The organism is Achromobacter sp. JD-1 (assembly GCF_038594925.1).
Classification (GTDB): Bacteria; Pseudomonadota; Gammaproteobacteria; order Burkholderiales; family Burkholderiaceae_B; genus Achromobacter; species Achromobacter spanius_C.
The window spans coordinates 1-24,589 of sequence record NZ_JBCGCS010000030.1 but is presented as its reverse complement, the minus strand read 5'-3'; the positions used below and the strand labels follow the sequence as shown (position 1 = coordinate 24,589).

The 24,589-nt window shown below is 65.3% G+C and carries 21 protein-coding genes; 5 read left to right on the top strand and 16 right to left on the bottom strand.

Features of this window, described 5'->3' with window-relative positions; all coding sequences use genetic code 11:
* Window positions 1-35: 35 nt before the first annotated feature.
* The 5 genes from WBR68_RS28615 (at window position 36) to WBR68_RS28595 (ending at window position 6,301) form a co-directional block, all read left to right on the top strand.
* Window positions 36-2,663 carry a circularly permuted type 2 ATP-grasp protein gene (locus WBR68_RS28615; RefSeq protein ID WP_230695937.1) on the top strand — a complete coding sequence of 876 codons (2,628 nt, stop codon included), beginning with the start codon at window positions 36-38 and terminating at the stop codon, window positions 2,661-2,663.
* Between the two features lie 18 nt (window positions 2,664-2,681).
* Window positions 2,682-3,665 carry a transglutaminase family protein gene (locus tag WBR68_RS28610; protein ID WP_230695936.1) on the top strand — a complete coding sequence of 328 codons (984 nt, stop codon included), beginning with the start codon at window positions 2,682-2,684 and terminating at the stop codon, window positions 3,663-3,665.
* Window positions 3,662-4,798, top strand: a complete 1,137-nt coding sequence (locus WBR68_RS28605; RefSeq protein WP_230695935.1) for a zinc-binding metallopeptidase family protein — start codon at window positions 3,662-3,664, stop codon at window positions 4,796-4,798. The genes WBR68_RS28610 and WBR68_RS28605 overlap by 4 nt, the downstream gene beginning before the upstream one ends.
* A 182-nt stretch (window positions 4,799-4,980) precedes the next feature.
* Window positions 4,981-6,126, top strand: a complete 1,146-nt coding sequence (locus tag WBR68_RS28600) for a Fic family protein (protein ID WP_230695934.1) — start codon at window positions 4,981-4,983, stop codon at window positions 6,124-6,126.
* Between the two features lie 7 nt (window positions 6,127-6,133).
* The gene (locus WBR68_RS28595; RefSeq protein ID WP_164741255.1) at window positions 6,134-6,301 is read left to right on the top strand and encodes a hypothetical protein; all 168 of its coding nucleotides are present in this window, start codon (window positions 6,134-6,136) and stop codon (window positions 6,299-6,301) included.
* Between the two features lie 159 nt (window positions 6,302-6,460).
* Here the strand turns inward: WBR68_RS28595 and WBR68_RS28590 are convergent, their stop codons facing one another.
* The 16 genes from WBR68_RS28590 to WBR68_RS28515 form a co-directional block, all read right to left on the bottom strand.
* Window positions 6,461-7,960: an aldehyde dehydrogenase gene (locus WBR68_RS28590; protein WP_230695933.1), complete on the bottom strand. Its 1,500-nt coding sequence runs from the start codon at window positions 7,958-7,960 to the stop codon at window positions 6,461-6,463.
* Window positions 7,957-9,207 carry a Zn-dependent hydrolase gene (locus WBR68_RS28585; protein ID WP_230695932.1) on the bottom strand — a complete coding sequence of 417 codons (1,251 nt, stop codon included), beginning with the start codon at window positions 9,205-9,207 and terminating at the stop codon, window positions 7,957-7,959. The genes WBR68_RS28590 and WBR68_RS28585 overlap by 4 nt, the downstream gene beginning before the upstream one ends.
* A gap of 14 nt (window positions 9,208-9,221) precedes the next feature.
* On the bottom strand, window positions 9,222-10,967 hold the full coding sequence (locus WBR68_RS28580; RefSeq protein ID WP_230695931.1) for a thiamine pyrophosphate-binding protein: 1,746 nt from the start codon (window positions 10,965-10,967) through the stop codon (window positions 9,222-9,224).
* Window positions 10,964-11,893, bottom strand: coding sequence for an HpcH/HpaI aldolase/citrate lyase family protein (locus tag WBR68_RS28575; protein ID WP_230695930.1), 930 nt, complete (start codon window positions 11,891-11,893; stop codon window positions 10,964-10,966). The genes WBR68_RS28580 and WBR68_RS28575 overlap by 4 nt, the downstream gene beginning before the upstream one ends.
* On the bottom strand, window positions 11,890-13,173 hold the full coding sequence (locus tag WBR68_RS28570) for a TRAP transporter large permease (protein WP_050444873.1): 1,284 nt from the start codon (window positions 13,171-13,173) through the stop codon (window positions 11,890-11,892). The genes WBR68_RS28575 and WBR68_RS28570 overlap by 4 nt, the downstream gene beginning before the upstream one ends.
* A gap of 4 nt (window positions 13,174-13,177) precedes the next feature.
* Window positions 13,178-13,657: a TRAP transporter small permease gene (locus tag WBR68_RS28565; RefSeq protein ID WP_127184522.1), complete on the bottom strand. Its 480-nt coding sequence runs from the start codon at window positions 13,655-13,657 to the stop codon at window positions 13,178-13,180.
* The gene (locus WBR68_RS28560) at window positions 13,657-14,598 is read right to left on the bottom strand and encodes a TRAP transporter substrate-binding protein (RefSeq protein ID WP_370641290.1); all 942 of its coding nucleotides are present in this window, start codon (window positions 14,596-14,598) and stop codon (window positions 13,657-13,659) included. The genes WBR68_RS28565 and WBR68_RS28560 overlap by 1 nt, the downstream gene beginning before the upstream one ends.
* Window positions 14,599-14,718: 120 nt before the next feature.
* A complete protein-coding gene (locus WBR68_RS28555; protein ID WP_230695928.1) occupies window positions 14,719-15,849 on the bottom strand; it encodes a lactonase family protein in 1,131 nt (376 codons plus the stop codon).
* The gene (locus tag WBR68_RS28550; protein WP_230695927.1) at window positions 15,846-16,655 is read right to left on the bottom strand and encodes an ATP-binding cassette domain-containing protein; all 810 of its coding nucleotides are present in this window, start codon (window positions 16,653-16,655) and stop codon (window positions 15,846-15,848) included. The genes WBR68_RS28555 and WBR68_RS28550 overlap by 4 nt, the downstream gene beginning before the upstream one ends.
* Complete coding sequence (locus WBR68_RS28545) at window positions 16,652-17,662, bottom strand: ABC transporter ATP-binding protein (RefSeq protein WP_230695926.1); 1,011 nt, start codon at window positions 17,660-17,662, stop codon at window positions 16,652-16,654. Before WBR68_RS28545 ends, WBR68_RS28550 begins: the two co-directional genes overlap by 4 nt.
* Before the next feature lie 4 nt (window positions 17,663-17,666).
* A complete protein-coding gene (locus WBR68_RS28540) occupies window positions 17,667-18,536 on the bottom strand; it encodes an ABC transporter permease (protein WP_230695925.1) in 870 nt (289 codons plus the stop codon).
* Complete coding sequence (locus WBR68_RS28535) at window positions 18,536-19,450, bottom strand: ABC transporter permease (protein ID WP_230695924.1); 915 nt, start codon at window positions 19,448-19,450, stop codon at window positions 18,536-18,538. Before WBR68_RS28535 ends, WBR68_RS28540 begins: the two co-directional genes overlap by 1 nt.
* A gap of 136 nt (window positions 19,451-19,586) precedes the next feature.
* Entirely contained in the window at window positions 19,587-21,092 is a 1,506-nt protein-coding gene (locus WBR68_RS28530) for an ABC transporter substrate-binding protein (RefSeq protein ID WP_050444866.1), read from the bottom strand.
* Window positions 21,093-21,300: 208 nt separating this feature from the next.
* Complete coding sequence (locus WBR68_RS28525) at window positions 21,301-22,032, bottom strand: FadR/GntR family transcriptional regulator (protein ID WP_230695923.1); 732 nt, start codon at window positions 22,030-22,032, stop codon at window positions 21,301-21,303.
* Between the two features lie 287 nt (window positions 22,033-22,319).
* Complete coding sequence (locus WBR68_RS28520; RefSeq protein ID WP_230695922.1) at window positions 22,320-23,561, bottom strand: T6SS immunity protein Tli4 family protein; 1,242 nt, start codon at window positions 23,559-23,561, stop codon at window positions 22,320-22,322.
* The coding region (locus tag WBR68_RS28515; RefSeq protein WP_230695921.1) for a GPI inositol-deacylase at window positions 23,558-24,589 on the bottom strand (1,032 nt) is incomplete at its 5' end. The genes WBR68_RS28515 and WBR68_RS28520, both read right to left, overlap by 4 nt.

The following is a 24,589-nucleotide window of genomic DNA, read 5'->3' as shown; positions in this document are numbered from 1 at the left end:
TTGAACCCGGCGCACCGGTCGCCCTCTGATTCCCCATGCCGCAATTTCTTTTTCAGACCGATCCGTCGCAGGATGTCGCATCCCTGGCGGTTCATGCGGCGCTGCCCGCACGGCCGGGCCACTATGACGAACTGCGCGCACCGGCAGAGGCGTCGGGCGCCACCCGGCTGCGCGAACCCTGGCCCCGTTTCTTCGAGCTATTGGGCACCAACGGCTTTGCCGACCTGGACCGGCGCGTTGACGTGGTGGCCCGGCAGATCCGCGAAAACGGCATCACCTACAACATCTACGCCGACGCCAACGGCTCGGCCCGGCCCTGGTCGCTGGACCTGCTGCCTTTCGTCATCAACGACACCGACTGGTCGGTTATCGAACAGGGGTTGCGCCAACGCGCCACCTTGCTGAACCGCATCTTGGGCGACGTCTATGGGCCGCAAACCCTGCTGGCCGACAAGCTGATTCCGCCCGCGCTGGTGTTCGGCCATCCCGGTTACCTGCGCCCCTTGCGCGGCTATCTGCCGCCGGGCGGCACCTATCTGCACATTGCCGCCTTCGACCTGGCGCGCGCCAGCGACGGCAACTGGTGGGTGGTGTCGCAACGCACGCAGGCGCCGTCCGGGCTGGGCTATCTGCTGGAAAACCGCCTGACCATTTCCGGCATGTTCCCCGAGGCCTTCAAGGAACTGCGCGTGCAGCATCTGGCGACCAGCTATCGCCGGCTGATGGACATGCTGTACAAGTTGAGCCCGGGCGGGTCGTCGGCCCAAGCCTTGCCGCACACTCCACCGCGCATCGTCCTGCTGACGCCCGGCCCCTACAACGAAACCTATTTCGAACAGACCTATCTGGCGCGCTACCTGGGTATTACGTTGGTGGAAGGCGGCGACCTGGTCGTGCGCGATCAGATGCTGTACCTGAAAACGCTGCACGGCCTGGAGCGCGTACACGCCGTGCTGCGCCGGCTGGATGACGATTTCTGCGACCCGCTCGAGCTGCGCTCGGACTCCACGCTAGGGGTGCCGGGCCTGCTGCAAGTCATGCGCGCGGGCAACGTGCTGGTGGCGAACTCGTTGGGCACGAGCTTTCTGGAATCCCCCGCCATCAACGGTTTCCTGCCCGCCATCAGTCGCCACCTGTTTGATGCCGACCTGTTGCTGCCGTCGCTGCCGTCGTGGTGGTGCGGGGAAGCGGCCGCGCGCGAACAGGTGCTGGCCAACCTGCCGGGCACGGTGGTCAAGTCCACCTATCCCAACAATATGCGGGGCGGCTTCGAACCCGTGATCGGGGGCGCCGTGCCGCCGTCCGAACATGCCGCGCTGCAAGCCCGCATCGCCGACCACCCCGACGCCTACACCATCCAGCAATACCTGCCGCTGTCGCAAGCACCCAGTTGGTCCGCCGGCCACATCGTGCCGCGCGCGGCCATGCTGCGCGTGTTCGTCATCGCGGACGGCGAGGGCGGTTGGAATGTGCTGCCAGGCGGGCTGACCCGCATCGCCAGCCGAGAAAAGCAGATCGTGTCCATGCAGCGCGGCGGCAGCAGCATGGACACCTGGGTCACCACCCGGGGCGCGGTGGATACATTTTCGATGCTGCCCGTGCAACTGCGGCCCGAAGAGCTGGTGCCGGCGAGCCGCCCGGTATCCAGCCGCGCCGCCGAAAACCTGTTCTGGATGGGCCGCTACACCGAACGCGCGGAGAACGACGTGCGCCTGGCCACGGTGGCGCTGACCTGGTTGAATAGCGACGAAGACAATGCCGGCGAACTGTTTGCCGCCGTCGATGCCTTGTGCCAGCGCAGCGGCCTGGTGCCGGCCGCGCCCACCTTGTCGGTGCGCATGTTTGAAGCCACGTTGGTGGCCGAGCTGGCGGGCGGCCCGACGCAAGGCGGCGTGGCGCGCAACCTGGGCGCCTTGGCATTCGCCGCGGGCCAGATTCGCGACCGGCTGTCGCCCGAGCATTGGCGGCTGGTTGTGACGGCGCACGAAGGCTTCATGCGCATGGCGTCCGGCGGCAAGGGCGGCGAACCCGGGGTGCCGGAGTCGGGGTCGGACACGCCGCCGATGTCCGCGCCGGACGTGCTGCGCGGATTGAAAAGCCTGGGCATGCAGCTATCGGCCATCACCGGCTCGCAAACCGACCGCATGACGCGCGACGATGGCTGGCGCCTGCTGACAATCGGCCGGCAGATTGAACGCCTGTCCGCCATGGCCGGTCTGCTGGGCGCGCTGTTTCGCCAGAATGCGGTGCTGGGCGATAGCGGCTTCAACATGCTGCTGGACCTATTCGATAGCAAGATCACCTACCGCGCGTATTATCCGGGCCGCCAGGAAGTGCCGGCGCTGCTGAACCTGCTGGTGCAGGAACCCGCCAACCCGCGGTCGCTCGCCTGCGTGCTGAACGTGCTGCGCAAAGAGGTGGCGCGCCTGCCCGATACGGTGGCGGGCCCCGCCACGGACCTGGTCCGCCTGTTGCCAGAAGACGGCGTGGGCGTGACATTGGCGGAGCTGTGTGGACAGCACCAAAGCCAAGGCCAAAGCCAATACGGCGGCGTGCTGGCGCTGACCGCACAACTTGAGGACGCCGCCAGTGCGCTGTCCAACGCCATCAGCCTGCGCTACTTCAGCCACGCAGCCGGCCATGACCAGACGCTTAGCGCGTAATTTACCGGCCCCGCACCCATGAATTCTTCGACTTCCTACCTGGATGCACCCGCCGACGCCCCGGAGGTGGCCGTGGAGGCGACCCAAGGGATGACCCTGGGCGTGGACCACGAAACCGCTTACCGCTACGCCGCGCCCGTGGAGTTGGCGCATCACCTGGGTTATTTACGCCCGCTGAACGACGCTTGCCAGGCGGTCGACGCCTACACACTGAGCGTCACGCCAGCACCGCCCGCCATCACCGAGACCGTGGACGGCTTTGGCAATACGCGCTGCCTCTTCGCCCTGTACGCCCCGCATGACGCGCTGACCGTGCGCGCCACCAGCCGCGTCACCGTTTACCCGCGTTTTGGCGCGCTGGACCCCACGGCGGGTTTGCCCTGGGAAGACGCGGCACGGCGCTTGCGGTACGACCCCGCCTTGCCGTTTGCGCCGGAAGCGGAATTCAGCTTTCCCTCCACCTACGTGCCGCTGCATGCCGAGCTTCGGGCATACGCCTTGCTGTCATTCACGCCGGGGCGGCCCGTGGCCGAAGCCGCGCTGGACTTGATGCACCGTATCCACGCCGACTTCAGCTACCAGCCGGCGCATACGCAGGTGTCCACGCCCATTCTTGACGTCTTTCACGAGCGCGTCGGGGTGTGCCAGGATTTTGCGCATCTGATGATCGGCTGCCTGCGCGCCATCGGCTTGCCGGCGCGCTATGTCAGCGGGTATCTGATGTCGCAGCCGCCACCCGGCCAACCGCGCCTGATCGGGGCCGACGCCTCGCACGCGTGGGTGTCGGTGCATTGCGCGGGGGTGGACGTCAATGGCGGCTGGATTGACCTGGACCCCACCAACGACGTGGTGCCGGGCACGGCGCATGTGGTGCTGGCTTACGGCCGCGATTACGCCGACGTGACGCCCTTACGGGGTGTCATCCGAGGCGGCGGCCATGAATTGGATGTGCGCGTGACCGTCGCGCCCATAGACGAGTTTCCGACTGGAATGGATGCATGACCTACTTCTTCGACGCGATCCACCGCCAACTGCGCGCCCCGAAACGCGCACGCGTGCGGCATGCGCGGGCGAAGGCCTTTCAGTGCGTGTGCGGGCAGCCCATTTTTTTCAGCAACACGGAATGCCTGAACTGCCATCGCCAACTGGGCTTTGACCCCAAGCGCGGGCACGTGGTGGCGCTGGACGTGGAGCCGGCCAGCGGCATCCTGCGTGAATCGGGCAAGGTGCGTGGCAGGACTTACAAACGCTGCGCCAATTTCGCCATGCCGGCCCTGTGCAACTGGCTGCTGCCGGCCCAATCGGCCGACACGCTGTGCCTGGCCTGTAGCTTGAACCACACCATTCCTGACCTGTCGGTGCCCGAAAACGGCCCGCTATGGTGCAAGGTGGAAGCGGCAAAGCGCCAGATGATCGCGCAGGTGCTGATGTTGGGCCTGCCCATCCGGCGCTCGGAAACGCCCGATGACGGCGGCCTGGCCTTCGACCTGCTGGCGCCCGGCGCCGACGGCGCGCCCTTGCTGACCGGGCACGCGCACGGGCTCATCACCATCAACATCCAGGAAGCCGACGACGCCTACCGCGTGAAAGTGCGCGAAGACATGCGCGAGCCGTACCGCACGCTACTCGGCCATTTCCGCCACGAGATCGGCCACTACTACTGGGACCAGCGCATTGCCGGCGGCCCCTGGCTGGAGCCGTTTCGTCAGGTGTTCGGCGACGAACAGGCCGACTACGCCCAGGCGCTGCAACGCAACTACGAGCAAGGCCCCCCCGCCGACTGGGCGCTGCACTACATCAGCACCTATGCGTCCTGCCACCCCTGGGAAGACTGGGCCGAAACCTGGGCCCACTACCTGCACATGATGGACACGCTGGACACCGCCATCAGCTTCGGCATCACGCGGACGACGGTCGAGCAGTCCTATGAACCCTTCACCAAGGACGCGCTATACGACCCGGACGACCCGGAAGGGCAGGCGTTCCTGGACTTGGTCAACGCCTGGGTCGCCTTGACCGGCGTGCTGAACGAACTGGCCCGCAGCATGGGGCAACGGGATTTCTATCCATTCGTGCTGCCGGCGCAGGTGATCGGGAAGTTGCAGTTCGTGCATCGGGTGGTGAAGGGAGCTTAGCGCGCTGAAACAGCGGGAGAATGAACCGGCAAAGAAACCGGCAAGAAATTTCGTACAATCACCGAATTAATTAAATATATTGCTTATTTATCAATTTGATAAATGCAATAATAATCGGCAAAAAAACCGGCAAAAGAACCGGAAAATGCTCGGGCCAAATGTACGATTCTCCGCATCAATTCTTGCCCCTCCAGCCCGCCGAAGCCACATCCGTGCGGCTGCTGGAACGCGCTCGCGCGATCGTTCACCAATCGGTAGAACTCGGGGCGCTGGCGCATCCCGCCACGCGCGACGCCTTGCGCGATCTATTGCGCAACATGAATTCCTACTACAGCAACCGGATCGAAGGCCAAAGCACCACGCCCCGCAACATCGAAGCCGCCTTGCATCAGGAATTTTCAGACCGGCCCGAGGTGGCGCAATTGCAGCGCATTGCCGTGGCGCATATCCAGGCTGAAAAAGCCATGTCTCGCCTGGCCGATACCCAGGGCGCGCTGGGCGCTGACTTTGCCACCGCCGCGCATGGCGCCTTGTACAGCCATCTGGACGCCCGCGACAGAACCACCCAGGACGGCTACGTGGTGCAGCCTGCCGCGTTGCGCACGATCGATGTCACGGTAGGCCGCCATCATCCTCCCGCCTGGCAATCATTGCCGCAATTCCTGGCGGCATTCACCCAGCACTATGACCGCCCCAGGCCCGCCGACGCGCAGCTGATCGCCATCGCCTGCGCGCACCATCGCATGGCGTGGATGCATCCGTTTGCCGATGGCAATGGCCGCGCGTCGCGCTTACAGACCCATGCCGCGATGCTGCCGATCACGCAGGGGCTTTGGTCCGTCAACCGTGGCCTGGCGCGCAGCGTGAACGACTACTACGGCTATCTGGCGTGCGCGGACGCGCCGCGCCAGGGTGACCTGGACGGCCGCGGCAACCTGAGCGAAAAGGGCCTGGTGCAGTGGGTTGAATACTTTCTGGACGTTTGTGAAGATCAGGTGGCCTACATGACGCGCATGCTGGCCTTGGATTCGATGAAAACGAAGATCCATGCCGCCGTGCAGGTGGAAGCCGCGCACGGCCGCTTGCGGGCCGAGGCGGCCTTACCCATCTACTTTTTGTTTGCCGCAGGCCCCGTCAGCCGAGGCGAGTTTATTCAGATGACGGGGCTGGGCGAACGCACGGGGCGATCGTTGTTGGCGGCGGCATTGAAAAGTGGATTGGTGGCATCCGATACCCCGCGCGGCCCCGTGCGCTTTGCCTTCGCCCTGGATGCATTGCCTGTGCTGCTGCCATCGCTGTACGGAGGGGTGGACGATGTTGAGGGATGAAGGGTGGATGATTGGGATAGAAGAAGCCAAGCTCAACGTGCTCCGCGACGCCGCCGACAAGGGATGGGCTGACATCGCCGCAGGGCGCTTTACCGATGTCACAGACGATCAGCTCGAGAGTTTCATCGAACAGCTTGGGGCGCAGGCTGCCGCCAGGGTAAACATGAGGAAGTAATGTGGGTCTATCGGCTATCCAATCGGCCGAGTGCTGCACGATGTGATGGACTTGGCTCAGCACCTGGATTCTCGAAGATCGTGGTTTTAGCTTGCCCTTGGGCGGAATCACCTACCCGCTTGGCGGTGATTCTGCCCAAGGGCGTGAGCCATGACACGATTACACGGTCAAGCTGATCCAGGTGGTCTTCAGGTCCGAATATTTATCCAGCGCGTGCAGCGACTTATCGCGCCCGGAGCCCGATTGCTTGACGCCGCCGAACGGCACCGTGATGTCGCCGTCCGCATAGCAATTCACCCACACCAGCCCCGCGCGCAGGCGGCGCGACAAGCGATGCGCGCGTGACAGGTTGGCCGTCCACAGCCCGGCGCCCAGGCCGTACACCGAATCGTTGGCCAACTGGATCGCCTCGTCTTCGGTGCTGAAACGTTGGGCTGCCAACACCGGCCCGAAGATTTCTTCGCGTACCAGGGCGGAATCCTGGTGGGCGCAATCGAAGATGGTGGGTTCGATGTAGTAGCCGCCCGACGCGCTGCGGGCTTGCTTGCCGCCGATGCGCAAGGTGGCGCCTTCGGATTGGCCGGCGGCGATGCGGGCCAGCACGCCTTGCATCTGGCGTTCGTCCACCATGGCGCCCATGGCGGTGGCGGGGTCCAGCGGGTCGCCGGGTTGCAGCGTGGCGGCGCAGGCGGCCACTTTTTCCATGAAGGCATCGTAGATGCCGTCCTGCACGTACAGGCGCGAGCCCGCGATGCAGACTTCGCCCTGGTTCGAAAAGATGGCCAGCGCGGCGGCTTGCGCGGCGCGGTCCAGGTCGGGGCAGTCGTCAAACACGATGTGGGGCGACTTGCCGCCGCATTCCAGCCACACGCGCTTCAGATTGGATTCGCCGGAATAGGTCATGAAGCGCTTGCCGGTGGCGGTCGAGCCCGTGAAGGCCACGCAGTCCACGTCCGGGTGACGGCCCAGCGCCTGGCCCGCTACCGCGCCCAAGCCGGGCACCACGCTGAAGACGCCCGCGGGGATGCCCGCTTCTTCGGCCAACGCCGCCAGCCGGATGGCCGACAGCGACGCCTGTTCCGCCGGCTTCAAGATGACGCTGTTGCCCGCGGCCAGGGCGGGCGCCACTTTCCATGCGGCCATCATCAGCGGGTAGTTCCACGGCACCACGGCCGCCACCACGCCCAGCGCTTCGCGGGTGATGGTGGCCAGCGCGTCGGGGCCGGTGGGGGCGATTTCGTCGTAGATCTTGTCGATGGCTTCGGCGTACCAGGCGTAGCAGCGGGCGGTTTCCGGTACGTCAAAGGCCAGCGCGTCGCGGATGGGCTTGCCCATGTCCAGCGTTTCCAGCAGGGCGAGTTCTTCGGTGTGCTGGTCGATCAGGGCGGCCAGGCGCAGCAGGCGTTCCTTGCGTTGGCGCGGGGCCAGTTGGCTCCATACGCCGGCTTCGAAGGCGCGGCGGGCGGCGGCCACGGCACGGTCCACATCGGCCTGGCCGCAGGCGGCCACGTCGGCCAGCTTGCGTCCGTCGATGGGGCTGGATGCCGCGAACGTGGCGCCGTCGGCGGCGTCGCAGTAGGCGCCGTCGATGTAGGCCTGGCCATTGAAGTTCAGCGCGGCGGCGCGGGCTTGCCAGTAAGCGTGATCGTGTTGGCTCATGCTGGGTCTCCGGTGTGGTTGGCGCGCGCGACCATGGCGTCCAGCAGCACGTTGCAGCCGGCTTCCAGGTCAGCGGGTTTGGCGTCTTCGATTTCGTTGTGGCTCACGCCGTCCTTGCAGGGCACGAAGATCATGGCGGTGGGCGTGACGCTGGCCATGTAGACGGCGTCGTGGCCGGCGCCGGTGACGATGTCCATGGCGGCCAGGCCGCGCCGCGTGGCGCCGTCGCGCACCTTGGCGACCAGGTCCGGGTCGAACGGGGTGGGGGGGAAATACTGCACCTGCTTCACGTCCACGGTGACGCCGTGGCGTTCGGCGACGTCGGTGCAGGCGGCCAGCCAGCGCTCGTCCATCTGCGTCAGCGTGGCTTCGTCTTCATGGCGCAGGTCCACGGTGAAGCGCACCTGGCCGGGGATGACGTTGCGCGAACCCGGGTGCGCGTGGATTTCGCCGACCGTGCCGCGTCCGTGCGGCTGGTTGTCGTTGGCGATGCCGATCACCGCCTGCAACAGGAAGGTAGCGGCGTAGAGCGCGTCGCGGCGGATGGGCATGGGCGTGGGGCCGGCATGCATTTCCATGCCGGTGATGACCACGTCGTACCAGCGCACGCCCAAGGAACCCGTCACCACGCCAACCACTTTTTCTTCGTGCTCAAGAATCGGGCCTTGCTCGATGTGCGCCTCGAAATACGCACCGACCGGCCGTCCGCCGACCGCATCCGGGCCGGCGTAGCCGATGGCGGCCAGCTCGTCGGCCACGGATTTGCCGTCGTGGTCGCGCGCGTTCAGCGCGACTTCCAACGGGAATTTGCCGGCGAATACGCCCGAGCCCATCATCACCGGCAGAAAGCGCGAGCCTTCTTCGTTGGTCCAGATGGCCACTTCCAGCGGCGCTTCGGTGACGACGCCGTGGTCGTTCAGGCTGCGCATGACTTCCAGCCCCGCCAACACGCCGTAGCAGCCGTCGAACTTGCCGCCGGTGGGCTGGGTGTCGATGTGGCTGCCCGTCATGACGGGCGGCAGGTCGTTATTGCGGCCGGCGCGGCGGGCAAAGATATTGCCCACCTGGTCCACGCGCAGCGTCATGCCGGCGTCGCGCATCCAGCCGGTGACGAGATCGCGGCCCTGGCCGTCCAGCGCGGTCAGCGCCAGCCGGCAGTTGCCGCCCTTGGGCGTGGCGCCGATTTGCGCCAGGTCCATCAGCGACTGCCACAGCCGCTGTCCGTTGATTGAAATGGTGCTTGTCATGGAGTCAGGTCCTGTCAGACGCTGGCGCTGTTATTGCCAGTGTTGTTAGTGCCGATACCGCGGGCAAGGCGGGCCTGCGCGGCTTCGCGGATGCCCATCAACGTTTCGCCCGGCGCGATGCCGTTGGCGTCGTAGCGGATTTCCAGCAGTGCGGGCAGGTTGTGTTGCCGCGCAAACGCCAGCGCGCGTTCAAACGCCGGGCCGAAGTCGGCGGTGTTTTCCACGGCTTCGCCATGGCCGCCGTAACCCCGGATGATCTGCGTGAAGTCAGGGTTTTCAAAGCCCAACGCAATGGTGCGCGCGGGAAATTCGCGTTCCTGATGCGCGCGGATGGTGCCCCAGATGCCGTTATTGAACACCAGCACCACCACGCCCAGCTTGTACTGCAAGGCCACGCCCAGTTCCTGCATGTTCATCTGAAAGCAGCCGTCGCCCGCGTAGCAGACCACGTCGCGCTGGCGGTCTTCCAGCTTGGCGGAAATGGCGGCGGGCAGGCCGTAGCCCATCGAGCCCACTGTGGGCGTCAGGCTGGTGCCCGGGCCTGCGTAGCGACGATAGCGGTGCGGATACAGCGCGTAGTTGCCCGCGCCCACGGTCACGCAGGCCTCGGCGGGCAGATGCGCGTCCACATAGGCGGCGGCCGCGTCCAGGCTCATCGCGCCGGGCGAGGGCAGCGGCGTCAGGCTCTCCGTCAGTTGCTGATGCGCGATACGCACGGCCTCGCCACGCGGTGTGGCATGGCCGGGCGCCAGGTCAGCCACGCTGGCGGCAAAGCTGGCCACGTCGGCCACGATGGCCTGCGTGGGCGAAAACACGCGGCCCAGTTCGGCGGCGTCGGGGTAGACGTGTATCAGCTTCTGGCGCGGCAGCGGGCTTTCAATGACGGTATAGCCTTCGGTGGTGGCTTCGCCCAGGCGCGTGCCCACGGCCAGCACCAGGTCGGCGTCTTTCAAGCGCTGACGCAGGTCGGGCGTCATGGCCCAGCCGACGTGGCCGGCGGCGTTGGGGTGGCGCTGGTCAAAACACTCCAGGCGGCGCCACGCGGTGCCCACGGGCAGCTCGAAGCGCTCGGCAAAACCGGCGATCTGGTCGATGGCGGTCTGGTGCCAGCCGTTGCCGCCCAGCAGCAGGAATGGGCGTTCGGCGGCGTTCAGCAAGTCGACCATGCGCGTCAGATCGGCCGCGCCGGGGTGGCTGTGCACGCGCGGGTAGCGCGGCAGGTCCGCCACGCGGGCGGTGCCCCACAGCGTGTCTTCCGGCAAGGCCAGCACCACCGGCCCGGGCCGGCCGCTCGTGGCTACCGCGAAGGCGCGCGAGATGAATTCGGGGATGCGGTCGGTGCGGTCGATCTGCGCCACCCACTTGGCCATTTGCCCGAACATGCGGCGGTAGTCGATTTCCTGGAAGGCTTCGCGTTCCATGAAGTCATTGCCCACCTGGCCCACGAACAGGATCATCGGCGTGGAGTCCTGGTAGGCGGTGTGCACGCCGATGCTGGCGTTGGTGGCGCCCGGGCCGCGCGTCACAAAGCAGATGCCGGGTTCGCCCGTCAGCTTGCCATAGGCCTCGGCCATGTAGGCCGCGCCGCTTTCCTGGCGGCACACAATGGGTTCGATGGCGTCGGTGTGTTCGTTCAGCGCATCGATGCAGGGCAGGTAGCTTTCACCGGGAATCATGAACACGCGGCGCGCGCCATGGATGCGCAACTGCTGCATCAGGATCTGGCCGCCGTTGCGTTCGGGAAGTGCGGATGACGTCATGCAAGGTCTCCTGGTTGTGGGACGGCCTGCGCGCGGCGCTCGGCGGCCCATCGTTCGAATTGGTCGTGGCGCGCCAACAGGCGGCGCGCGGTGTTGTAGGTGGGCGGGTCGATGCGTTCGGCGTCATGCATGCCGGCGCGCTGGGCCTCGAAGCGGGCCACGCAGTTGCGCGCGGCGTCTACGTCGGGCGCGCTGGGCGTGAACACCTGGTGGATCAGCGGCACTTGCTCGGCCACCGTCGCGCATTTGGATTTCAGGCCCAGGCGGCGCGCCCAGCGCAAGTCCGCTTCCAGCGCGGGCAGGTCGCGGTAGTTGAACGGGCAGTCGATCGGCACGCAGCCGGCGGCGGTGCAGTCCACCAGAAAGCGGGCGCGCACGGCGTGCAGTTCGATGCCGTCTTTGCCGCGTTCGGCGCCCAGGCTGGCCGTCAGGTCTTCGGCGGCCAGCAGGCAGGCGGACACGCGCGGGCTGGCGGTCAGGATGTCATAGGCGCGCACCAGCCCCAGCGCGGATTCCAGCGTGGGCACGATTTCCGTGCTGCCGGCCGGCAGGCCCAGTTCGGCTTCCAGCGTGCTGATGGCCTGGTCCAGCGCGATGATCTGCGCGGCGCTTTCGGCGTGCGGCAGGAACACCGCGTCCGGCGCGCCGGGCATCACGCCGCGCAGGTCGGCCAGGCCGTCGTCTTCCAGCTTGTTGATGCGCACGGCGGCCACCACGCCCTGGGCGCGGCAGGTGGCGAACAGCGTGGCGATGCGCGGCCGGGCGGCGGGCCGCTCGACGGGCGCGGTGAACTCTTCCAGGTCGGCCACCAGCGCGTCCGTGCCGCTGGCCAGGCCCGCGGCCTGCGCGGCCGCGTCCATGCCGGGCACAAACATCCAGCTGCGGCGCAGCGCGGCGGGGCGGCGTAGATAAGCGGTCGTTGTCATTGCACGTGCCTCGGCAGGAACAGCACCAGTTCAGGAACAAAGGTCAGCAGCAACATCACGGCGGTCATGGCCAGCATCATCCAGGACAGCGGGCGCAGCGTCTGCATCATGTTGATGCCGCCAATCTTGCAAGCGGCCATCAGGTCCACCCCGACCGGCGGCGTATTGGCGCCGATGGCCATGTTGATGGACAGCAGGATGCCGAAATGCACCGGGTCGATGTTGTAGTGTGCCAGCACCGGCATCACCACGGGCGCCACGATGATGATGACGGGAATGGCTTCCATGAAGGTGCCCAGCAGCAGCAACACCACCGTCAGCACCAGCAGCACGGCGGTCTTGCTGTCGGTCCATTCCACCAGCAGGGTGGACAGTGCCTGCGGCACCTGCTCGGCCACCAGCACCCAGGCGAACAGGCCGGATGCGCCGATCAGCAGCAAGATGGACGCGCTGCTTTCACCGGTGGACTTCAGGTTGCTCCACAGCGACTTCAGGCTTAGCGAGCGATACCAGAAAAAGCCGATCAGCAAGGCGTAGACGATGGCGCTGGAAGCGGCCTCGGTGGCGGTGAAGATGCCGAAGCGGATGCCGCCGATGATCAGCACGGGCACCATCAGCGCGGGCAGCGCATCGATGGTGGCGGCACGCAGTTCGCCCCAGGAAAACGGCTGGCCGCCCGCCCAGTTGTGCTTGCGCGACTGCCAGATGGCAACACCAATCAAGGAGAAACCCAGCAGAATTCCCGGCACGATGCCGGCCACGAACAGCTTGCCCACCGACGTATCGGTGATGGTGCCGTAGACGATCAGCACGATGCTGGGCGGGATGATGGTGGACGTGGCGCCCGCGCTGCCCACCAGCGCGCAGGAAAAGCCCTTGTCGTAGCCGCTGCGCGCCATGGCGGGCAACAGCAGGCTGCCGATGGCGACCACGTCGGCCACGCCCGAGCCGGACAGCGCGCCAAACATCAGGCAGGCCAGTACGGCCACGACCGCCAGGCCGCCCTTGATGTCTCCGACAATGGCGGCGCACAAGCGCACGATGCGCTGCGTCAGGCCCGCGCCGTTCATCAGTTGCGCGGCCAGGATGAACAGCGGAATGGCCAGCAGCGTGAAGCTGTCCAGCCCCACCACGTACTGCTGCGCGGCCACCATCATGGGCGCGGCGTCGTACACGGCCAGGTAGGCCAGGCACGCCAGCACCAGGCCGAATGCGATGGGCATGTCGATCAGCACCGTGATCGTGAACACGCCCATCAGGAAGAGAGCTCCCGAAGACATCTTGTTATTCCTTTGCCATGGCGGGGGTGGGCGCGAATAGCTGCGCCAGATGAACCACGATGGTGATGGCGCACGCGAACGGCAATGCCAGGTACACCGTGCCGGCGGACACATCCAGCGCGGGCAGCGTCTGGTCGCCGGTCAGTTCGGCCAACTGCCAGCCGGCGTAACCCAACACCGCCAGCCCCACGATGACCAGCGCCTGGTTGACGCGTTCAACCACGTTCAGCACGCGCGGGCTGCGCACCATGAAGGGCAGCAGGCCGGCCATGAGATGAGAGCGGTCATGGCTGCACGCCACGCCGCCAATGAAGGCCGACCACACCAGCACCAGGCGCGGCAATTCCTCGGCCCAATGCGGCGTGGTGTGCGTGACGAAACGCGAGAACACCACGTAAGAGATCAGGATCGCCAGCAAGGCCACCGCCAGGGCGGCGAAGGCCTTGCTGATGCCCGACAGAATGGCGGACAGTCGGTTGAGCATTACTTGGCCTCGCGGTACTTCTGCACCAGCGCCATCAACTCAGGGCCGTAGGTGACCGAGTAGGTCTTCCACACGGGTTGCACGGCGGCGGCAAAGGCGGCCTTGTCGACCTCGTTGACCTGCATGCCTTTCTCTTTCAGCTGCGCCACGAATTGCTGATCGCCGTCGGTGATCATCTTGCGCTGGGCGTCGCGCCACTTGTCGGCGGCGGCCTGCACCACCTTCTTGTCGTCGGCCGAAATTCGGTTCCAGACGGGCTTGGAGATGATCAGGCTGGCCGGACCCCACACGTGGCCCGTCAGCGACAGGTACTTCTGCACTTCGAAGAACGACGAGGTGTAGATGATGGACAGCGGGTTCTCTTGCGCGTCAAACACCTTTTGCTGCAATGCCGAGTACAGCTCGCCAAAGGCCAGCGGGGCCGGGTTGGCGCCCAGGGCGGTGAAGGTGTCCAGGCGCATCTTGTCGGGCGTGACGCGGGTTTTCAGGCCGGCCAGGTCGGCGGGCTTGGCAACGGGGCCGCGGTTGTTGGTCACGTGGCGGAAACCGTTTTCCCACCAGGAAATGATGGTCAGGTTTTTCTTGTCGGCCAGCTTGGCCAGCGCCGCGCCCAGCTCGCCGTCAAAGGCCTTGTAGGCCTGCTGCGACGACGACCAGGTGTAGGGCAGTTCCACCACGCCGAACTTCGGTTCAATCGGCTGCAACGAGCCCGAACCGATGATGGCCGCGCCCTGGCTGCCGATCTGCAAGCCTTCCAGCATGGTCTTTTCATTGCCCAACTGGCCGCTGGGGAACAGCACGAAGTTGACGCGGCCGTCGGTCTTTTCCTTGACCTCGGCGGCAAAGCCTTCGGCGGCCTTGTTCCAGCTATGGTTGGGGGCCAGCACGTGGCCCAGCTTGATGTCCATGGCATGGGCCGATAGCGGCGCAAAGCCGGCCATGGCGACAAGCGCGCCACCGATCAGGGCGCGAAACGTTTGGGGAGCGTGGGTCATGGGGGTACTCCAGATGCGAAAAGAGAAGGTGGGGTGGGTTCAACAGGCGGCGGGGTGCGGCCCCGCTCAGTAGGATTGCCCCCGCATGGATGCGGGGTGGCCGGGCAGGGGGATACACGTACCGGTATCGGTCAGGCCGTTGTCTCCCACGGCCAGCACCTGCAAGCTTGCGTCCAGAAAATTGCCGACATACAGATAGCGGCTGTCGGGGCTGAAGGCGATGCCTTCGGGTAGCGCGCCCACCTCGATGGCGCCCGCGCGCGTCACGCGCAAGCCCTCAATGCGCAGCAGCACGATCTGGCCGCGCGGGTGGTGAAACCATTCAGATGACGGGTTGTTCGAGCCCTGCACGATGGCGACTGCGGCATGGCGGCCATCGGGGCTGATGGCGATGCCCTCGGGGCCGTCTTCCACCATCAGGCGGTCGATGACGCGCGGCGGCGCGCTTTGAAGATCCACCACGCTGATGGAATCCGCATGGCCGTCGGAGGCCGTCGGGCTGCCCATGTCCACCACCAAGGCCAGCGCGCCGTCGGGCGACACCACCAGGTTGAAGGGCACGAGGCCCGTGGTCAGGTCTTCGGCGGGGTCATGCGTGACGCGCGGCACGGGCCCGCTGTTGTCGATGTGCAGCACGGCCAGCCGGTGCGTGTCGGTCTTGACGGCGAAGGCGCGGCGGCCATCGGCCGAGAACGACACGGCGACAACGGGCGTGCCCAGGTCGATTTCTGCGACAACGTTGACGCGGGCATCGTTGATGCTCAGCACCGATACCGACTTCCCCGCCTTGTTCGCCACCAGCGCCATGGTTCCGGCACGGTTGATCGACAGGCCGGACGGTTGCAGGCCCACTTGCAGCGTTTGCACGATGGCGGGCGGCGTGGCGGCCAGGTCCACCACGTATAGATCGCGGCCCGGCGTGGGCTGCCATCCCTGACCGTCGGGGCGTTCCGGCCATGCCATGGAATCGGCGATCAGCGCCAGCCGCTGGTCCGGCGTTACCGCCAGGTTGACCGGCGGGCCGAACAGCGAATTGGGCAGGGGCAGCGTCGCCACATGCATCGGCGCGGCCGGGTTGGCGGCGGCGTCGAAAATGCTGAGCGTGTCGCGGCCGGGCGCCAGGAAGCGAATCTGGCCGTCGTCCCAGGTGACTTTTTCGTCGTTGCCGACCAGCAGGTAATGCGGCGCGGCGCTCATGCGGCCAGTTCCTGCGCGTCGGGCACAGCCAGCGTCGCGCCGATCAATTGCCGGGTGTAAGGATGCTGGGGCGAAAAGTAAACCTGATCGGCCGTGCCGCGTTCGACGATGCGGCCGCCTTGCAGCACCACGATGTCATCGGCAATGTGCTGCACCACCGCCAGGTTATGGCTGATGAACAGATAGCCCAGGCCACGGTCGCGCTGCAATTGCATCAGCAGGTTCAAGATTTGCGCCTGCACCGATACGTCCAGCGCGGACGTGGGTTCGTCGCAGATCAGCAGTTGCGGCTCCAGCATCAGGGCGCGCGCAATCGCCACGCGCTGGCGTTGGCCGCCGGACAGTTCGCGCGGATATCGCGCGGCAAAGGCGGGCACCAGACCCACGGCGTCCATCATGCGGCGCACCGATGCCGCCTGAGACGCCGCATTGCCGATGCCATGCACGCGCAGCGGCGCGGTCAGGATTTCATTGATGGTGCGGCGCGGGTTCAGCGACGAATACGGGTCCTGAAACACCATCTGGATGCGGCGGGCGCGGGCGCGCGCCGGCATCGCGGCCAGCGGCTGGCCGTCCAGCAGCGCCTGGCCCTGGGTGGGCGCCAACAGGCCCAGCATGAGCTTGGCGATGGTGGACTTGCCGCTGCCGGATTCGCCCACCAGGCCGATGGTCTGGCCGGCGGGTACGTGCAGGTCGATGTCATGCAGGATGCGCGGCGCGGGGCGGCGCGAGAACAGGCCGGCGCGGCCGTATTGGAAGGACAGCGCGTTCAGGCGGATGCTGGCGGACTTCAGCTTGTCGTTCATGCCGAGACTCCCGCAATCTTCGTCGCCAGCAACGCGCCTGGCTTCACGCACAGGCAACGGTGGCTGCCTTGCATGCGCGACACCAGCGGCTGCGCGCAACGGGCTTCGGCCACCGGGCAGCGTTCACGAAAGGCGCAGCCCCGGATGGCCACGTCCAGCGACGGCACCGCGCCCGCGATGGTGGGCAGGTCAGTGCGCGGGGCGGTGCGGCCCGGCTGGGGTATGCAGTTCAGGAGCATGGCGGTGTAGGGGTGGCTGGGGCGGGTCAGCACCTCTTGCACGGTGCCGCCTTCCACGATGTCGCCGGCGTACATGACGATGACGTGGTCGGCAATGCGCGCCACCAGGCCCATATCGTGCGAGATGAACACCATGCCCAAACCGAACTCGGCCTGGATGTCGCGCAAGAGGTCCAGCAGTTCGGCCTGCACGGTGACGTCCAGCGCGGTGGTGGGTTCGTCGGCAATCAGCAGTTCGGGGCCGCACATCAGCGCCATGGCGATCATCACGCGCTGGCGCAATCCGCCCGATAGTTCGAACGGATACTGGCGCATGCGTTCTTCGGGGTTGGTGATGCCGACGCGGCGCAGCAGGTATTCGGCGCGCTCGGCGGCTTCGCGACGGCTGACGCGCTTGTGACGGCGCATCACGTCGATCAGCTGCGTGCCTATCTGAAACACCGGGTTCAAGGACGTCATCGGGTCCTGGAAGATCATGGCGATGCGTGCGCCACGCAATTCCGCCAACTGGCGCGCGTTCAGCGTGGACAGGTCCTGCCCGGCGAACTCCAGCCGCGTCATGCGGCGGCGCGCGGCGGCGGGCAGCAGGTCCAGCAACGCCAGCGCCGTCAACGACTTGCCGCAGCCGGATTCGCCCACGATGCACAGCGTCTTGCCGCGTTCCAGCGTGAAGTCCACCGCGCGCACCACGTGCTTGGTGTGCGTGGCGGTATGGATGTCGATGTGCAGGTTTTCAACCCGCAGCAGGGAGTGGGAAGTGGCGGTCATGGCGTCAACCTTTCTTCATCTGGATGGCGCGCAGCGTTTCGCCCGCCCGGTTCACACACAGCACCAGCACGAACAGCACGATGCTGGGGATGACCACCAGCGAGGGCTGGAACAGCATGTTTTCCTTGCCCTCGGCAATCATCAGGCCCAGCGACGGCATCGGCGCGGGCACGCCCAGCCCCAGGAACGACAGCGAGGCTTCCAGCGTGATGGCCATGGCCGCATCCACGGTGCCGATGATGAGCAGGTTGCCCACCAGGTTCGGCAGGATGTCGCGCCAGATGATTTGCAGATGCGTGCAGCCTTGCAAGCGCGAGGCCGTGACGAATTCCGCGTTGCGCAGCCCGGCGGCCATGGTGCGTGCAACCAGCGCGTAGCGTTCCCACAGCAGCAGGCCCAGCACCAGCACCACCACGGTGAGCGACGCGCCCACCACCGACACCACGGCCAGCGCCACCAGAATGATGGGCAAGGCCAGGCGCGCGGTGATCAGGAAGGACACGGCGCGGTCCACGCCGCCGCCGAAGTAGCCGGCGACGACACCCAAGGTGGTGCCGATCAAGCCGCCCATCAGTGCAACGGACAGGCCGATCAAGGCCGACACCCGCACGCCGTACAGCGCGCGCGCCAGCACGTCGCGGCCCAACTGGTCGGTGCCCAGGATGTGATTCCAGTCACCGCCTTCGGCCCACACCGGCTCTTGCAGCCGGGCCAGCAGATCTTGCGTATACGGGTCGTGCGGAATCAGCCAGGGGCCGATCAAGCCGGCCAGCACCAGCAGGGCCAGCACGATAAGGCCCACACGTTGGCCGGCGCGCGCCAGGCGGTCGCCGCGCGGCGCGACGGGCAGGGGGGAGGGGATAGCGGTATTCATCAGGCGGCTCGCACGCGGGGGTCCAGCCAACCGTTGATCAGGTCGGCGACGAGAGTCAGGACGATGTAGATCAGCGCAAAGATCAGGATCAGCGCCTGCATCGTGGGAAAGTCGCCGCGCAGGATCGAGGTCCAGGCGAGCAGGCCCGCGCCGTTGATGGCGAAGACGGTTTCAATGACGACGGAGCCCGCCAGCAAGGTGCCCATCTGCGCCGCCGCCAGCGACACGAGCGGGCGCAGCGCATTGCGCAGCGCGTACTTCAGCACCACGCTGGGGCCGCCCAGGCCCATGGCGCGGGCGGTGCGGATGTAGTCGGTGGCCAGCACGGTTTCCATTTCGGATTTCATCAGGCGCAGCATGGCGGGCATGGCGAAAAGCCCCAGCGCCACCACCGGCATCACGTAGTGCTTCCAGGTGTCAAAGCCCGAGGCAGGCAACCATTGGTTGCGCACGCTGAACACGATGATCAACAGGAAGGCCAGGCAGAACGGCGGCATGGCTTGCGCGCAGGCCGACAGCAACATGGTGGCGCGGTCCGCCAGCGAGCCTTTGCGCATGCCGGCCAGTACGCCCAAGGGGATGGCAAGCAGCAGCGCAAACGCCATGGCGGCCAGGCCCAGCTTGGCAGTGGCGGGAAAATGCTGGCTGAGCAGTTCGGCCACGGGGCGGCTGAAATACAGGCTGTCGCCAAAATCGCCGCGCACTACGCCGGTCAGCCAGCGGCCGTATTGCAGCAGGATGGGGTCGTCAAAGCCGTGCTGTACCGACAGGCGGGCGGCATCCGCCGCGCTGCCTTCGCCAGCCAGACGGGCGGCCGGGTTGCCGGACGCAAACACCAGCGAAAAACTGATCAGCGACACGAACACCACCAGCAGGGCGGCGACCAGCACACGGCGAAACAGGAATGCAATCATGGGTCAACCTTTATGGGCTTGCGTCGGCGCGCGTCGACGTGCAGCGGCGCGCGCCGTTCCGGCCGGGGGCTTACACGCGCCCGGACCGGAATGGCACAACGCTTGGAACAAGGCCTGGGCGCAAGCGCCGCAAGCTTTATTTCCAGGAGGCCTTGTAAAAGCGCGGGAACTCGTCGCCGTCCACCGAGAAATTCAGGCCCTTGGCCTGCACGGCGTTCAGCGAGTGGTTCCACAAGGGCACCCAGTACGCCTGGTCGGCCACGATCTTCAGCGCGGCCGCGTAGTTCTTGGCGCGCAGGTCGCGGTCGACGGACGTGTCGGCCGCTTCCAGAAGCTTGATGACCTCCGGGTTGCGCGCCTGGTCATCCGGGCCGCCCCGGAAGAAGTTGCTGGTGGACAGCGCCGCGTCGGCAATGCCGTAGGAACCCCAGTTGGACGCCAGCATGGCGGTCTTGCCCTCGCGCCAGTTGGTCATGGCGGTGCCGTACTGCTGTTCAACCAGGTTCACCTTGATGCCGGCCTGCGCCATCTGGGCGGCCGCGGCGTCCAGGATGCTGCGCGGCGGCGCCGAGATCACCAGGTCCAGCGTGATGCCATTGGGGTAGCCGGCTTGCGCCAGCAGTTGCTTGGCGCGCGCCGGGTCGAACTTGTAGGACTGCACGTCTGTCGTGCAACCGAACTGCGCCGGGTTGCAGGCCGTGTTGATCACCTTGGACGCACCGCCCACGAGTGCTTTGCGGATGGCTTCGCGGTCGATGGCGTGGTTGATGGCCTGGCGCACTTCCTGCTTGGCCAGCGGCGACTTGCCGTCGTCAAAACGCGGGTTCAGCGAGATATAGCTGATGCGCATGATGCTGCTGCTTTTCACCGTGACCGACGGCGTTTTCTCCATGCGCTTGGCCACATCGGGCGGCACGCGCCAGATCCAGTCCAGACCGCCGGACAGCAGCTCGGCGTATTGGGTGTTGGCATCAGGCAGCACGCGCACCACCAGCTTTTGCACGGCGGGCTTCGGGCCGAAGTAATCGTCAAAGCGTTCGTACACATAGCGGCTGCCGGGCTGGCTGTCGGTCAGGCGATACGGGCCCGTGCCGATGGGCTTGGCGCCCATGTCCGACTGATTCGCCTCGTAATACTTGCGCGGATAGATCGGCAGGTTTTCCGACAACATTTCCAGCGCCAGCGGGTAGGGCGTCTTCATCTTGATGCGCACGGTGTCGTCACCGACCTTTTCCGCCTTCGCAATCCAGGCCACCTGGTTCTGGAAGCGCGCCTTGAACGCGTCCGACGACACCAGGTTCAGCGTGTAGAGCACGTCGTCGATGGTCAACAACGACCCGTCGTGGAACTTCACGTCGCGGCGGATGGGAAGTTCGATGGTGGTGTCGTCCACGAACTTGTAGCCCGTGGCGATGGCCGGGCCGAACTCGCCCGTGTCCTGGTTCTTTTGCAGCAGACCCGAGAAGACCATGCGCGCGAGCGCCAGGCCGGGACGGTCCGATTCCTTGTAGGCGTCCAGCGTGGCGGGCGCGGCGTCAAACGCAATGTTGAGGGAATTGTCGGCCTTGTTGGCCTGGGCGGCATGGGCGCCCAGCGCCAGTAGCGCCGCGCTCACGAACTTCACGGTACGGGTTAGCTGCATGTTTTCACCTTGATATGTTTTATGTGTGGGGCCTACGGGGTGCTGTGCTGCGGTCTTGCGGTGCTGCGTTGGTTGCGCTTTTTTCCTATCGACAGGCAAGCCGCTCCCCTTGCCGCGGGCGGCGCATATTGCGCCGGCGGTGCATGCACGGTCGGTCAGGGAAGGGGCCTGATGCGTCTCAGGCGTGGCGGATTAGAAGTTCGTCAAATCATCGGATCCCAACGTTGCCGAAGTCTTCCCGCAAGCGCGCCAGGATGCCGACCAGGTGGTCGTGCATGGCGTGGCGCGCGCGGATGGGATCGCGGTCGACAATGGCCGCGAGGATGCGTTCGTGTTCTTTCTGGGCTTCGATCCACACCTTGGTGGTCACGAAGTGTTCTTCCAGGCGATGGAACACCGGGCTCAAAGTGCTTAGGTGCCAGATGTGCGAAATGGCGGCGGCCAGGGCGGCGTTGCCGCAAGCGGCGCCGATGGCGCTGTGAAAGGCGCGGTCATGCACGCTGGGCGATTCGGTCAGCGACATGCCGTCGTGCGCGGCGCGGATGGCGGCAATTTGCGCGGGCGAGGCCTTTTGCGCGGCCAGGGCGGCGCATTCCGGTTCGATCAGCAAGCGCGTTTCCAAGAGGTCGAAGGGGCCGATGTCGGTGGCTTCGACGCTGTCGGCGGCGGCGGTCGGCGCCGGGTCTTGATACTGGCCATCTTCACGCGGCTGGCACACAAACACGCCCGTGCCCACGCGCACATCCACATAGCCCTCGATTTCCAGGGCGATCAAGGCTTCCCGTACCGACGCCCGGCTGACTTGCAATTGCTCGGCCAGCTCGCGCTCGGCGGGCAGGCGGCCCCCAGCGGGAAAGTCGCCCGCCTTGATGCGCGCGGCGATCTGGTCGGCAATCATGCGGTAAAGGCGGGTTGAGGCTACGGCCTGTAGGGAAGTCATCGTGTGGCGGGTTGAAGTGTTCGGGACGCTGAGCGTAATAGGTTTGGGGTGGTGGTGTCTTGCGTGGGCGTAAGCGTGGCTGGATTTTGTTGAGATGCCTGATGGTCCAGTGGTCAGGCCACTGGACGAAATGTACCGGAGCGCGTGCGGCTTGTGAACGGGCTGGGCCGCCTAATTAACGGATTTCAGGGAAAACCACTAGCGCGGCCACACTATTCAAGTGTCCTTGAGCCTATCGCAATCAGACGACCGCATAAGCCGGGATGGCCGAGCATGGCGTCATGGCGTCACTCAATTCCAGATTCCGGCGGCGTCCAGGGCATTCCGTTTTCATCGGTGCTGAGAAAATCGTCCAGCGCCTTCTTGTCGGCAGCTGCCTTCTCCGGGTTGCCGACCTGATCGAACACCGATGGCGGTTTGGGCGCGACGGCTCGGTAACGCAGGCGTATTGACGCCAACATGGCGTCCCAGATCTTGCCGGCTTCCCTATCGGACAGGGCCGCGTTCACGCGGGGCGGCGCGGGTGGACGTTTCCAGGGGGGAATGGCGTGTTTGTCGGGGACGAAGCGGGGCAGGGACCAGCGGACGAGGTCCAGTTTGACTTCGTCGGGAACGGTCTGCATAAGCGCGCCGCCGCCACTCATGGTCAAGTGAATGGACGGCTGGGTAAATCCCGGCGTGTCCCGGTAGCTTTCCGCCAAAAAGAGGAAGGCATGATGGTCGGTGTCCGTGTATCCGAACGCAAACTGTTCCGCTTGCATGGCGGCAAGGGTCAGCTTTCCCGCGCGCAACCTGTTATGCCAGATACCGGATAGCTGTTTCTTGGCGCGTGCTTGAAGGCCGGTGGATGAGTCTGGCTGCAGGGCGGTAATTCGGGCTTCCAGTTCAATGTTGGAGCCGTCTACATAGAACTCCAGCATGCCGATTTCCTGATCGTGATGTTCGCGGATGATGACGGGACCGAGCCCAAAGCCTGGTCCGGCACTCTGCGGGTCGTCGATCTTCGAGATGGTCTTGGCCAGGGTTTGGATGCGGGCTTCGACTGGCGCGATGACGTTCTCGAATGAATCAGCCTTGATCAGGACATAGACGTCGTCCACGAGAAGGTGGATTTCATGGGTGTGGTAATTCCTCAGTTCGGGACTATGAAAGAAACGTAGCAACGTTTTCGTTTCGCTCAACTTGATTTGGGCCACCATCATCGAGCCACCTGAATCATGATCGACGTTTTTAATCTGGGATGATCTGTCGTTCACCGCGTCCGCAAAGCGTTCGGGGGAGACTTCCATCCCTAACACCCTGACTTCGACGGTTTTGAAATCGGTATCCAATCCGTAATACAACGTGACGTAGCTGCCTGTGCTGTAAAACCAGTTCGAAGGCAAATCAATCAAGTGTCGGCCGAATGCCCAGGTGCGGATGTCTGTGGTTGCGTTGGTCACGGGGGTGTCCTTGTGTTGTAGGAGCAGGATGCTGCCGGCTACGAGGGCCGCAAGCGCAATTGCGGCGGCAACGACGCGGGTTTTCATGATGACTTCCTCGCCTGGGCCGCTAGTTTCAGGATCCACTGCAACGTGATCTGCTGGACCAATTCATTTCGGAATGGGCCTTCATGTTTGAACCCCTGCATTTCGAGTTGTTCTTTCACTTGGCCGCGCTTGGCCTGATCAAGCGGTGCGCGGCCTGAACTGATGGGGACCGTGCCGTCCCCAATGCCGTCCTGCATGTCGCAGTGCAGCTCCCAATCGCTGTATTGCAATTTTTCCGGCGGGGAAGTGGCGTCGACATACCGTAGCGAGGGAGAAGCCACGCGGCTTTGTCCTCTTGCATAAAGCGGCGTGCGGCCATTGTGCTGAATGTCCGAGTTTCGGGCTTCAAGAAGGGCTTCGATCGGGATAGGTGGCTGTGTGGCGCGTGCTGGGCGCAACCCCGGGCGTATCGTCCATCGGATCGATTCGAAGCTGGCGAATTTGGTATCCGACCCGTAGAAGACGTAGGTATTTGGATGGTAGTAAGTGCCCAACTCTTCGTGGAACTCTTTAGCAAATCCAATGGCACGCGTGTAATGGGTCCATTCGATGGTCGTCCCGCCTTTCGGCGCCAGCCATTCTTCCTTGACCAGACCCCACCACCTGTCTCTTTCCAGATAGATGGTTTCATACGGGCATTGCGAAGGGGACGGAACCGCCGGCATGGCTGGAACGGTGCGCGATTGTTCTTCGCGCAAGAGCTTCAGCCATCCCGGCGCATAGCGCCGCGTCGGCAGCAATTGCAACGCACCTGGCGACTGAGCAAAAACCGCCGTCACTTCCTGCCCGCTGCCGCCGATTACAAGCGAGGTTCCGTAGTCCTCATCTTGCATGCCAACTTTGCACCGCCTGTAGGCCACAGGGGCGCCGTTGGTCGGCATGACGCCGTGGATAATTCCGCAGATTGCGGTCTCCATGCCGGGCAGGGTCGCGCACATCCGGGCAATCAGACCGCCCATTGAGTGCGTCACCAACAGCACCTGCGTACAGCGATCTCCATACTGCTCCAGCAGGGTTTCTATGCGTTC